This is a genomic window from Roseibium sp. RP-7 (assembly GCF_053005225.1).
This window is the reverse complement of sequence record NZ_JBRKQA010000001.1, coordinates 2,775,415-2,787,283: the sequence shown is the minus strand read 5'-3', so window position 1 is coordinate 2,787,283 and position 11,869 is coordinate 2,775,415. Positions and strand designations below refer to the sequence as shown.

The window sequence follows — 11,869 nt, the reverse complement described above, 5'->3', positions numbered from 1 at the left end:
GGTCCGTGCCGTACATGTGCGCAGCAACCCTAGATATATTTACCTATAGTTCACGTTAAACAAGATTCAAGAAGATGTCGCTAGTGTGATACGGGAAAACACCTACCTAAAGGCGATTTCTTATGACGTTGTTATTGCCGCAAAGTGACTGCCGAGAAATTGTCGATGCGTTTAGTCGTTCACAAGCGATCATACAATTCAAACCCGATGGCACAATTTTGGAAGCGAATGAGAATTTTCTCAGGACCTTCGGGTATTCGTTGGATGAAATAAAGGGACGACATCACAGGATGTTCGTCGATCCGGACTATGCAAAGTCGTCCGATTATGAACGTCTTTGGAAGGCTTTGTCGAAGGGAGAGTTCCAGTCTGCTGAATTTGCCCGGATTGCCAAGGGAGGCAAGGAAGTCTGGATCCAGGCAACCTACAATCCGGTCATCAGCAGGTCGGGGACCGTTCGGAAGATCGTCAAGATCGCGACCGATATTACCGAGAAGAAACGAAAGACGCTTGAAGCCCAGGGGCAGATAGACGCAATCAACCGATCGCAAGCTGTTATTCAATTTGACCTGGACGGCACGATCCTCGATGCGAATTCGAATTTCCTGAAGTCGCTCGGTTACGAACTTTCGGAAGTGAAGGGCAAGCACCACAGCCTGTTTTTGGATCCGGAAGATCGGAACAAGCCAGAATACAAGGCTTTCTGGCGCAAGCTTGGAGAAGGGGCTTACCAGAGCGGCGAGTTCAGACGCCGGCACAAGGACGGTAGGGATATCTGGATCCTGGCTTCCTATAACCCGATCCTCGATGCGGCTGGTCACCCGTTCAAGGTCGTGAAATTCGCGACCGACGTAACCTCCGAAAAGCTTCGAAACGCCGAATATGAAGGTCAGATCGCAGCAATCAGCCGTAGCCAGGCGATGATTTCCTTCACCAGGGAAGGGATCATTCTCGACGCGAACGAGAACTTCCTGCGTACGACCGGGTATTCTGCCGCTGAGGTGGTCGGTAAACACCACCGCATGTTTGTGTCACCCGATTACGCACAGAGCAAGGAATATGCCTCATTCTGGAAGGAACTGGGGGACGGGAAACATACGTCGGCCATCTATCAGCGTTACGGCAAGAGTGGCACTCCTATCTGGCTGCAGGCGACCTACAATCCGATCTTCGACGCGTCCGGTAGGCTCATCAAGATTACCAAGTTTGCCACCGACGTTACGCAGAACATGAAGTCACGACAGACAGCCATTGCGGCCGCCGAGGAGACACTTGGAACTGTTGAGCAGACAGTTGCTTCTGCCAGGGAAATTACCGGCTCTGCACAAGATGTGTCGCGTGGAATGGACGAGGCGCAGCGGGCGGTCGATGACATGCAAACCCGCTCCGAAGCAGCCGGAAGATCCACCGAAACTCTCCGCAACGCTGCGGCTTCCATGGACGATGTCGTTCAGCTGATTTCGAAAGTTGCGGATCAGATCAACCTTTTGTCTCTCAACGCAACGATAGAGGCCGCACGCGCAGGCGAGGCGGGACGAGGCTTTGCTGTTGTGGCGAACGAGGTCAAGGATCTCGCGAGCCAGACATCTCAAGCAACAACGCGCATTTTCGCCGAGATCGAGGAGATGCAGACCGTTGCGGGAGCTGTAGATGAAGCGCTGAAGGCCATCCAGTCGTCAATCACCGAAGTGCAGGAATTGGTTCAGGGAACATCAACTGCAGCAGAACAGCAATGCGCTGCGACTGACGAAATCAGCAGCAAGTTGATGCTTGCATCCGAAAATGTTGCGTCCGTCTGCAGCAATCTGGACAATTGGGTCGTCGGCATGGAAAACCGGCGGAAAAGCGAGCGAACCCGCGTGCATAAACATGCCGAAATCAGGTTTGGCGAAAATGAGAGCCTGCAGTGTTCGGTGAGGGACATTTCAGAAACCGGAGCACGGCTTCATCTGAAAAATGCCGGAAATGTTCCGAGCCAGTTCACTCTCCATTTCAACGATGGAAAGGCTGAAAGAAGTTGCCGCCTTGTTCGCAGGGATGGCGACAACATCGGCATAGAATTCGTGAAGAGTGTTCTTGCGTTGAGCGCATGACGGCCGTGCATCAGATATCCCGTTCTGCCCGGGTAATGCCGTGGGTGATCAGACGATCGATGATTTCCGGATAGCTGACGCCACTTGCGGCCATGGCCTTGGAATACATGCTGATATTCGTAAAGCCGGGGATCGTGTTTAGTTCGTTCAGCAGGAAATTCATTTCCTGCGTCACAAAGAAATCGACACGAGCCATGCCGTCGCATCCCAGAGCTCTGAACGCCTTTGCCGCCAGATCCTGCATCCGGCCTTCGACATCGTGCGGCAAATCTGCGGGCACCTTCAAGGCCGCGCCGTCTTCGTCGACATATTTTGCGTCATAGGTGTAAAAGCCATGGCTTTCGGCAGGAACAATTTCACCCGGCCTGGAGACGAACAGCGTGCCGTCGCTTTCCTCCAGAACCGCGAATTCGATTTCGCGGCCAAGAACGAACTCCTCGGCAAGAAGCTTGTTGTCGTGCTTGAACCCTTCCTTCAACGCGGCCTCAAAGTCGTCTGCCGTCTGAACCTTGCTGACACCGACCGAGGAACCCTGGCGGGCAGGTTTGATGAATACAGGCAAACCGAGTTCACGCTTCAGGCGTTCGAAGTTCGGCACATCGTCCGGCCGAATTGTGAGTGATTTGGCCGTGGGGAGGCCGGCCTCGATGAGAAGCCGTTTTGCAAGATCCTTGTCGAGTGCATTTGCAGACCCTGCGATACCGCATCCAACGAGCGGAACCCGGGCCACTTCAGCAAGTCCCTGTACCGCACCATCTTCGCCATGGAGGCCATGAAGCACGGGAAAGACCGCGTCAAGCTTGGCAAAGTCACGAGGCAACCCGTTTTCATCCAGTGCAATCACTCGGCCACGGCCACCTGGAACCGGACAGATTTCAATGCCAGTTGTCGGCCGTGCCAGATGTCCATTCTCAAAATTGCTCAACAGCCATTGTCCTTCACGGGTGACGTAGACCGGAACCGCGTCGTACTTGGAGGGATCGAGTGCGTTCATGACATTTGTGGCGGAAAGGACCGAGACTTCGTGTTCAGCAGATCGCCCGCCAAACAGGATGGCTACACGCAGTTTTTGAGGAAGATGGGCCAAAAAGATCTCCAATAGAATCGAATATGCAAATCAAATGCCGCATCAGCGATAGCGCGATATTGTGGCTACGCAAAGTCTGGTTGGCGGCGTACTCGGGTCCAATTCACTGAGACGGGGTTTGGGCGCACGATAAGACAGTGTTGTTAGCAAATGGCACCGTTTTGCCAGGACGAAGGAGAGGGGGCAGGGATGGCATCTAGAAACACCATGCTGCCTGGAAAAACTGAACGGGCGCCTTAACTTGATGAACTGACCTTCATGGGGAGTATCAAGCCCCATTGTGTCGCCTTAGAGGTACCAAACACTTCAAAACCTGCCTTCTCATACGCTGAAATGGCACGAGTGTTGTCCGGGTGGGGATCGGTCGCAACGACCGGAACGCCGGCCCTGAACAGTGCCTTCAGGTGCTGCGCGATAAACGCAGGGCCGTGCCCTTTGCCTGTCATGTCTGCTTCGCCGATGTACTGATCGATGCCCCGAGATCCCTTGGGTAGCGAGAAAAAGTGGTGATCTTCCCAGCCGTGAACGCTGTAGTCCTGCAAGTAGGCGAAGGGGCGCTGGGTTGTCTCAACAATCCAGCGCTTCACCCGATTGTCTTTGAGTATTTGCGCAGTAAAGGGCTCGGCCGTGTCCCACCACTTGCGGACATGCGGTCGCGACTGCCATTCCGCCAAGAGAGGTAGATCTGCCGGGGTCACTTCTCGAAAAGTGTAACGTTCGCTTGCTGACATATCAGAACAATATCATACAGACATAAGCACCGGCGTCAGGCGCGTCGATACTGTGTGCGGTTCAGACTAGCTGCGGGAAGGGGTGTCCAATCCGGATCTGTGATCTGCCGGAGATGAGAGGCATTGTTTGAGGCAGGTTTTGAACCGCCGCAAAGGCCATGTTCACCTGGCAACGACTTCTTTTCCGGGGGCATTTGGCTGGCATAAGATGCTGATTTGATTAGAGTTAATGGTAAGATTTTATTGGAAAAGCAACCGTGGACAATATGGAAATCGACCGAAACACAGTTGCGCTTCTCATACGCCAGCAGTTTCCACATCTTGACCATCTACCAATTGAACAGGTTTCCCAACAGGGCTGGGACAATACCACCTTCAGGCTCGGTGATGCTCTTTCCGTGCGTCTGCCACGAAATGAATCCTATGCCGAAGCAGTGAAGAAAGAAGCGCGTGCGCTGACTGTCTTGGGTGAGCATCTGTCCGTTGAAGTGCCGAGTGTCGTCGCTGTCGGCCTGCCAAGCGAGACGTTTCCGCTACCGTGGTCGATAAGGCGTTGGGTCGAGGGAGATACACTTGAAAGCGCTGACGGTGTGAATCCGGAAACATTCGCGGTTTCGCTTGGTAAAACCCTGTGTGATTTGAGAGCGATCGATACGGGTGGCGGGATCCTTGCAGGCAAGCACTCATTCTATCGCGGTTGCCATCCCAGCGCTTACGGCGACGAAGTTCAAAAGAGTTTGAACGTCCTCGGCAGCAAGGTGGACGCAATGCGGTGCCTTGAGGTCTGGCAGCACGGCATGACGTCAGCCTGGACGGCCAGACCTGTTTGGTTCCACGGAGATGTAGCGGTCGGAAACATCATCGTCACCAATAGCGTCGTCAAAGCTCTCATAGATTTCGGGACGTGCGGTATCGGTGATCCTGCCTGTGAATTCGTTATGGCCTGGACGTATTTCGATCCCGAAAGCCGGAAGATTTTCCGGGATGCGTGCGAGGTAGATGATCAGACCTGGCAACGGGCCAGAGCATGGGCGCTTTGGAAAGCTCTGGTTTGCATGTCCGGTCTTTCAAGCCCGGACACCGATGGAACGCAAGCCAAAGCTCTGCAAGCTATCTGCAATGACGTCGACTAGCCGACACAGCCAAGGTCCAGCGCTTGAGCGATGGTGAGAAAGCCCGATAGGTGACATTTGTTGCTGGGAAGATGGAGGGCTCCCAATCCACATCACTAATTCGCATAATCAATATTATGGAATATTTATAGCTGGGCGTGTTTGCCACGCTTTGCCAATGCCTTGGTGTCGGATCCGGTTGGCGTTGCCAGTCAGTTTGTGTTGCTGAGCGTCATTCCGCGCCTCAGTCGTGCTGTCGTACAGATCAATCGCTGTCGTCCGTGTCGATCACCTTGCGAGCGATTTCAAAGGAAAAGCCCGCCCGGCACATTGCAGCCAGATCCTTGTCGCGCCGGTCATCTCGCGTTCGTGTGGTTCTGTATGGACCAAGCCGCCTGCGTCTTGCGAAGATCCGAGCGGCTTCCTCGTCGCTGCGTTCGTCTTGTGCCAGCACCGTGTGTATCGTTTCTCTGTCAACGCCTTTGGCAACCAACTGAGCTTCGATTTTTCGCGTTGAGCCACCACGGCGCCGCAGCCCGGCAGTCTTGGTTTCCGCGTAGGTCTTGTCGTTGACGAGACCTGTCTGAACGCATTTTTCAACGACCGCATCGATCAGGTCGGCATAATCGGCGGGCTCGAGTTCCAGGCTCATGCAGGCTTTCAAAACCTTGCGTTCAAGAACCTTTCGAAGATTGGCGGCCGATGTCGCATAGCGTTCCAGGTAATGAAGCGCAGACTTGATCAGCCGATCTTCCGTCGGTTGTTTGTAGCGTGGCTTACCAGCCATCGGTGGTTAGAGCGCTTTCTTTGCCTGTGCCTGTGTCTTCAACGGACAGGAGCATACCATCATAGGCAGGCTCTATGGTTTCAGGCAGTTCCGCTGACAGGACTTTGTAGTCCAAGTCATTGTGAAGATTGGTGAAAATGGTGCGTTTGGGAGCAATTCTGGAAGTCCAGGACAGCGCATCCGCCAGACAGAAATGGCTTGGATGTGGTCTGCGGCGCAAGCAATCCAGGATCAGAAGATCCAGGTGTTTCAATTGGTTGAGGCTGTTATCCGGAATGTCCGAGACATCGGGGATGTAGGCTGTGTCACCAACGCGAAATCCAAGCGCATTGATCTCTCCGTGGACAACCTCGAAAGGGTCGAAGGTGATCGGACCGCCGTTTCCCTCAATGGTGACAGGTGTATCCGGACGAAGATCACGGCGTTCCAGAATGGGCGGATAGTTGGAGCCTGCCGGTGTTTCAAAGCAGTAGCTGAATGCTGTGAGTGCCCTCGCGCTTGTCGCTTCGTCCATATAGACGGGAACTCTTTTGCCGGATTGCACCCAAAAGGCCCGCAAATCGTCGATACCGTGCAGATGATCGGCATGCGAATGTGTATAGACAACTGCGTCCAGGTGCTTGACGTTGGCAGCCAGCAATTGCGACCTGATGTCGGGTCCACTGTCTATCAACACGGTTGTGCACTCGTTATCCACATGCTTTTCCACAAGAAGCGCACAGCGGCTGCGGCGGTTCTTCGGTTCACCGGGATCGCAATCGCCCCAATCATTGCCGACACGCGGCACGCCTCCGGAAGAGCCGCATCCTAGAATGGTCAGCGTCAAGGTCATGAAGCAATCGCTTTTGTCTGCAGGTTCTGACGAGGCACCTTGCTGAAGAGCCTGAAGAAATTCTCTGTGGTCTGCCGCGCAATCTCTTCTTCCGAAACGCCCCTGGTTTCCGCCAGAACCGCTGCAGTCATCGCTGTATAGGCAGGTTCGTTACGTTTGCCGCGTCTCGGCTGCGGAGCAAGATATGGGGCGTCGGTTTCCACCAACAACCGGTCAGCCGGCAATTCACGGGCAATGTCACGGATCTCTTCCGAGCGCTTGAAGGTCAAAATTCCGGAAAAGGACACATAAAGGCCAAGCTCTATTCCGGTCAGTGCAAGGTCTCGGCCGGACGAAAAGCAATGCAGCAGGGCCGGGAAGGCCCCCTTCCCCATTTCTTCGCGCAAGATGGCTGCCATATCGTCATCCGCGTCGCGTGAATGAATGACCAATGGCAAGTCGGTGCGCCGTGCGGCTTCTATGTGGATGCGAAGGCCTTCCGCCTGTGCATCGCGCGGGGCCTTGTCATAGAAGTAATCGAGACCGGCCTCGCCGATGGCGACCACCTTGGGGTGGTTCGCCAATTGCACGATTTCATCGGCTGGAATGCCGCGCTCCGTGCCGGCGTTGTGGGGATGGGTGCCAACCGAACAATAGACTTCCGGATATTCCTCGGCGATTGCCAGAACCTGGTCAAACTTGCGGATGTGGGTGCAGATGGTGACCATCAGTTCCACGCCGGCCGCCTTGGCCCGCGCGATCAGTTCGGCACGTTCACCGTCAAAATCCGGGAAATCGAGATGGCAGTGGCTGTCGACAAGCATTGAGGATCCAAATGAGTTTGATCGGTATGGCGCATATAGGTGGTACTGCCGCCTTTTAACAAGAGAATCGGGGCTTGCCCAAGTCACGAACTCTCGCTCGTGACGATTTCCAATCTGTGTTGCCGCCTGGTGGGCCTTGACGGGTCAGGCTGCGCGCAAAGCGAAGAAAAAATCCAGCACGACCTGTTTCTTGTCGAGATTGAGCGCGTCCGCATCCCGGATCGCCTTGTTCATTTTTTCCCAGATCTCGACGATCCCATGTGCGTCACGCACACCCTTGCCGAGATCCCGGCGCATACGGTCATGCAGCCAGATCTGAACGATGTGCTGAAAGCTCTCCCAATTGTCGGATTGGCCGCGTGCGGCCACCAGGTCCGCCAATGCATGCGCAGCGGCCAGGTCGAGCTGTTGCGGACGGTCGGCGAGCTGACGAACGCCCTTGGCTATTGCAAGACCATCTCCCGAAAGCAAAGTGATGGCAGATCGCAAGCTGCCGTCGGCTGTTTGAGCGAGTTCACGAAGGTCATCCGCCGAGGCAACCGATCCGCCAGACAGGTCTTGCAGGCCCTGACCGACCTCCTGCTCGCTTAAGGGATCCAGATCGAGGCGCCGGCATCTGGACCGGATTGTCGGCAGCAGCCGGCCTGGTGCATGGCTCAGCACCAGGAACAGGCATCGTTGCGGTGGTTCCTCAAGGATCTTCAGGAGCGCGTTGGCGGAACTGATGTTCATGTCGTCCGCAGCATCGACAATGCAGATCCGCCAAGCCTTGGCGGATGCTGTGGTACCGAAGAAGGAAACGGTTCTGCGCACCTCATCTACCGGCAGGTCGGCTTTGAACCGTTTGGATTTCTCGTCCCAGGGTCGACGCAAATGCAGAATGTTCGGATGCCCGCCAGCCTTCAGCTGTCTGGACACTGGATGGTCGAGCGCAACCGCAAGGTCGCGCGCGGCGGCAACCTGCTGTCCGAATCTGTCCGGATTTGCGATCACGAAACGCGCGAAACGAAAGGCAAGCGTTGCCTTGCCGATCCCCTTTGGACCACCCAGGATCCAGGCATGATGAAGCCGCTCGGACCTGTAGGCGTCCAGAAGAGCCTGTTCCGTTTTGGTGTGTCCGATCAGGATGTCCCGCTCATGGGGCAACGGATAACCAGGAAGAGCATCAACTTCGGGAATGTCGATCGGTGCATTGGCACGGGCCATCAGTGCGCCCCTTCAGCAGTGACGCCCGATGCGCCGCCTTCATTCAGGTCGCCGGCAAAGGTTTCCTGCACGGCATTGCGAATGGCCGTTTCGACCTCGGCAGGCTCCTTGGCACCGTCGATCACGGCAAATCGGTAGGATTCGCTCCTGGCTAGTTCGAGGAAAAGCTCACGTCTTCGCTGATGGACCTTGAGCTCTTCCCCTTCAAACCTGTCCGGGCCGCCGCTGTCATCTGTGCGAGAACGTTCCGCCACACGTCCAAGCCCGACTTCTACCGGAACGTCGATGAGGATCGTCAGGTCGGGATAGATTCCGGCAACCGCGGCCGTTTCCAGCAGTTTCAAATAGTCGCGATCGACGCCCGCCTCGCCCTGATAAACCCAGGTCGAATCGGCGTAGCGGTCGCAGAGAACCCAGTCGCCTCGCTCCAGCGCCGGTTTGATGGTGGTATCGACATGGTCCGCGCGTGCCGCGGCAAAAAGCATTGCTTCGCCGCGAGGACCGAGATCCTTTGCGCCGCCAGACAACAGCATTGCACGGATCTTCTCAGCCCCTGGCGAGCCGCCTGGTTCGCGGGTTACGACAACGGATAGCCCCAGACCTTCAAGATAGGTTTTCAGGCGGGCGATCTGGGTCGATTTTCCGGCCCCCTCGCCACCTTCAAAGGTAATGAAATGTCCTGGCACCCTATCCCGGCTCCGCTAGTTCTTGTTGGTCTTTGTCACCGGCTTTAGCAGCAATTGCAATCTTTGTGCACCGTTTACCCGATCCAGCCGAACAGCAGCTCCTGCAGGCCGTCCAGAGCCCTACCGATCATGGTGCCTTCCGCAACATCGCCACCGGTTACCAATGGAGAGCGGTAGACGATCCCATCCTTGCCGATGACCCGGATTTCGCCAACCTGCTCTCCAGCGTTGACTGGCGCGGGGAGCGGTCCGTTGTAGATAACGCGTATCCTGTAATCGAGTGTGCCACCTCGCGGCAGCAGCACGTCAACGCTTTTCTCGGACACCAACGGAACACTGCTGGTCACACCGCCAAACACCCGGCCGTCCGCAACAACATCGCCCGTTGAAAACAACGTCTGAACGGAAAAATACTCCCAGGCGCCTTCGATGACCTCCTTGAGTGTCTGAAGGCGGTGTTTGTCCGACGAAAGACCCGCAACCGCAGCAATAACTCTGCGTCCATTCCTGTCCACCGAACCGAGGCCGGAATATCCTGATTCTGCATCATTTCCGCCGCCGAGGCCATCAAGGTTACGGATTTCACCGAGCAAGGGGTTCTTGTTGCGCTGGAAAATCTTGTTCCAGGTGAATTCCGGGATAGCGAACATCGGATAAAGATCCGCGTGGCTCTCCAGAATGTACTCCGCAAGCCTTGCCTGATCACGGACAGTGGTCTGGCTTGGGACCTCCGGATAACCAGTCGGGTTGCCGAAGCGGCTGTTCTTCATGCCTATGGATTGCGCGAATTCGTTCATGCGCACAGCAAACGCTTCTTCGGTCCCATCCAGGCATTCGGCAAGCACGATGGCGGAATCGTTGCCATTGTGAACCAGCAATCCCTTGAGCAAGTCTTCTACCGAGATATCGGATTTGATTGCGGCGAACATTGTGGCACCACGACCCGAGGGAGCGCCGCCGGTTCGCCAGGCGTGTTCACTGACCTTGCAAGTCTGATCAAGCGAGAGATCACCTTCTTTCACGGCCTTGAAAACCGTTGCGGCTGTCATGACCTTGGCGAGGGCGCCGGGAGCGAACGGCTGGTCAGGTTCCTTGGCAAAAAGGATTGTGCCGGAGCCGGGCTCATAGAGGAAAGCCATCGGAGCTTTCGTCACGATGGTTTCGGCTGCATTCCCTGGAAGAGCGAACGCAGAGACCACAAAAAAAGCAGAAAGCGCCCCTCGCCCTACAAGGCGACGAGACGCTTTCAAAAATCCGGATACAGAATATGCGGAGGCCATGAACCGCTTGCCCTATTTATAGATTCAGGCGCGGCGTGTGGAAGAAGCCGGACCTACTCCGGGTTCCGGGCCGATTAGCCGTCGTTTTCCAGTTTGACCACCAGCTCACGCATCGAAAGGCCCGTGTCGGCCACATTTGAAAGCAGCGAATGCGCGTCGGAAATTCGGCGGTTCGCAGCAAATGAGGAAATTGCACTGCCTGACACGAGACCTGCGGACGTTCCCGGAGCCGGGACGCGCAGCACGCCGAGTGTTCCTTCCGCGGGCGCAAGACCCGGAGCGGAATAGGCCGATTCGACCGGCTCGAAGCGGTTGTTGGACGCAACTTCGATTGTCGGCTTGCCGGCTTCGAATGCCTGCGCCGGATCGAAGGCAACCGTCAAGGTTGTCTGCTTCGCCCGGAAAGCCGTGGTCGTGGATGCGGTGGTCAGATAAGGACGTGCGCTTGGCGCCGGAACAGCCCCGAAGGTGACCTGCGGTGTGATTTGCTGAGGCGCAACCTGCTGCGGTTCTGCCTGTGCCAGCATTGTGCCCGGCATTGTCGCGCCAGGTTCGACCGCACCTGGGCCACGGTAAGAGGCCATAAGGAAGCCTTCGTCCTGTCCGTGCAGCGGTGCACGACCGACGTACTCGACCTTTACCTTGCCGATGCCGGCGCTCTTGGTGCCAAGCATCGTTGCCGCGCGTTCAGAGAGGTCGATGACGCGGTTGCCGTGGAATGGGCCGCGATCATTGACGCGAACGATCATCGACCGGCCGTTTTCCACGTTCGTCACGCGGGCATAGGACGGCAGCGGCATCGTCGTGTGCGCAGCGGTAAGGGAGTTTCGGTCGAAAACCTCGCCGTTGGCTGTCTTGCGGCCGTGGAAAGTCGGTCCATACCAGGAAGCCAGGCCGGTCTTCTTGTAGTCCGGATCTTCCTTTGGATAGTACCACTTACCGGCAATCTTGTATTTCTTGCCGACGATATAGCGTCCGCCACCCTTCGGCACGGGTTGGCCTTCAGCAACCATTTTCGGGCTGCCTTTGACACCATATTTTTCCGGGCTGAATTTTGATTTCTGCTGCTGCGGCGCGGTGCTGCAGGCTGCCACGGCCGAAACCGCTGCTGCCACAATCAATCCCGTGCGCAACTGGGCGCTGAGTTTCCGTGCAGGACGCGATTTACCATCAAGCGTCACAGCTGGTTCCCCTGAAGACGTTCCTGCCACCTGGTTTTTCACCCGGCAAGATTTCCCGCCTGTCCCTTGCA

General features: G+C 56.1%; 11 protein-coding genes. 2 read left to right on the top strand and 9 right to left on the bottom strand.

Annotated elements, in window-relative coordinates:
* Positions 1 to 122: 122 nt before the first annotated feature.
* Positions 123 to 2,093: a PAS domain S-box protein gene (locus ACVDG9_RS12520; protein ID WP_447238119.1), complete on the top strand. Its 1,971-nt coding sequence runs from the start codon at positions 123 to 125 to the stop codon at positions 2,091 to 2,093.
* 10 nt (positions 2,094 to 2,103) lie between these two features.
* Here ACVDG9_RS12520 and ACVDG9_RS12515 read toward each other — a convergent pair whose 3' ends face one another.
* A complete protein-coding gene (locus ACVDG9_RS12515) occupies positions 2,104 to 3,180 on the bottom strand; it encodes a D-alanine--D-alanine ligase family protein (RefSeq protein WP_447238118.1) in 1,077 nt (358 codons plus the stop codon).
* A 236-nt stretch (positions 3,181 to 3,416) separates the two neighbouring features.
* Positions 3,417 to 3,911: a GNAT family N-acetyltransferase gene (locus ACVDG9_RS12510; protein ID WP_447238117.1), complete on the bottom strand. Its 495-nt coding sequence runs from the start codon at positions 3,909 to 3,911 to the stop codon at positions 3,417 to 3,419.
* A gap of 266 nt (positions 3,912 to 4,177) precedes the next feature.
* On the opposite strand from ACVDG9_RS12510, the gene ACVDG9_RS12505 reads away from it, so the two are divergent.
* The gene (locus ACVDG9_RS12505; protein WP_447238308.1) at positions 4,178 to 5,044 is read left to right on the top strand and encodes an aminoglycoside phosphotransferase family protein; all 867 of its coding nucleotides are present in this window, start codon (positions 4,178 to 4,180) and stop codon (positions 5,042 to 5,044) included.
* A 244-nt stretch (positions 5,045 to 5,288) separates the two neighbouring features.
* Here the strand turns inward: ACVDG9_RS12505 and ACVDG9_RS12500 are convergent, their stop codons facing one another.
* The 7 genes from ACVDG9_RS12500 to ACVDG9_RS12470 form a co-directional block, all read right to left on the bottom strand.
* Positions 5,289 to 5,810 carry a regulatory protein RecX gene (locus tag ACVDG9_RS12500; protein WP_447238116.1) on the bottom strand — a complete coding sequence of 174 codons (522 nt, stop codon included), beginning with the start codon at positions 5,808 to 5,810 and terminating at the stop codon, positions 5,289 to 5,291.
* Entirely contained in the window at positions 5,800 to 6,642 is an 843-nt protein-coding gene (locus tag ACVDG9_RS12495) for an MBL fold metallo-hydrolase (RefSeq protein WP_447238115.1), read from the bottom strand. The genes ACVDG9_RS12500 and ACVDG9_RS12495 overlap by 11 nt, the downstream gene beginning before the upstream one ends.
* Entirely contained in the window at positions 6,639 to 7,445 is an 807-nt protein-coding gene (locus ACVDG9_RS12490) for a TatD family hydrolase (RefSeq protein WP_447238114.1), read from the bottom strand. The genes ACVDG9_RS12495 and ACVDG9_RS12490 overlap by 4 nt, the downstream gene beginning before the upstream one ends.
* Before the next feature lie 144 nt (positions 7,446 to 7,589).
* Positions 7,590 to 8,651, bottom strand: a complete 1,062-nt coding sequence (locus tag ACVDG9_RS12485) for a DNA polymerase III subunit delta' (RefSeq protein WP_447238113.1) — start codon at positions 8,649 to 8,651, stop codon at positions 7,590 to 7,592.
* On the bottom strand, positions 8,651 to 9,337 hold the full coding sequence (gene tmk / locus ACVDG9_RS12480; protein WP_228868119.1) for a dTMP kinase: 687 nt from the start codon (positions 9,335 to 9,337) through the stop codon (positions 8,651 to 8,653). Before tmk ends, ACVDG9_RS12485 begins: the two co-directional genes overlap by 1 nt.
* A gap of 74 nt (positions 9,338 to 9,411) precedes the next feature.
* Entirely contained in the window at positions 9,412 to 10,491 is a 1,080-nt protein-coding gene (locus tag ACVDG9_RS12475) for a D-alanyl-D-alanine carboxypeptidase family protein (RefSeq protein WP_447238112.1), read from the bottom strand.
* 200 nt (positions 10,492 to 10,691) lie between these two features.
* Complete coding sequence (locus ACVDG9_RS12470; RefSeq protein WP_416384076.1) at positions 10,692 to 11,798, bottom strand: septal ring lytic transglycosylase RlpA family protein; 1,107 nt, start codon at positions 11,796 to 11,798, stop codon at positions 10,692 to 10,694.
* Between the last annotated feature and the right edge of the window lie 71 nt (positions 11,799 to 11,869).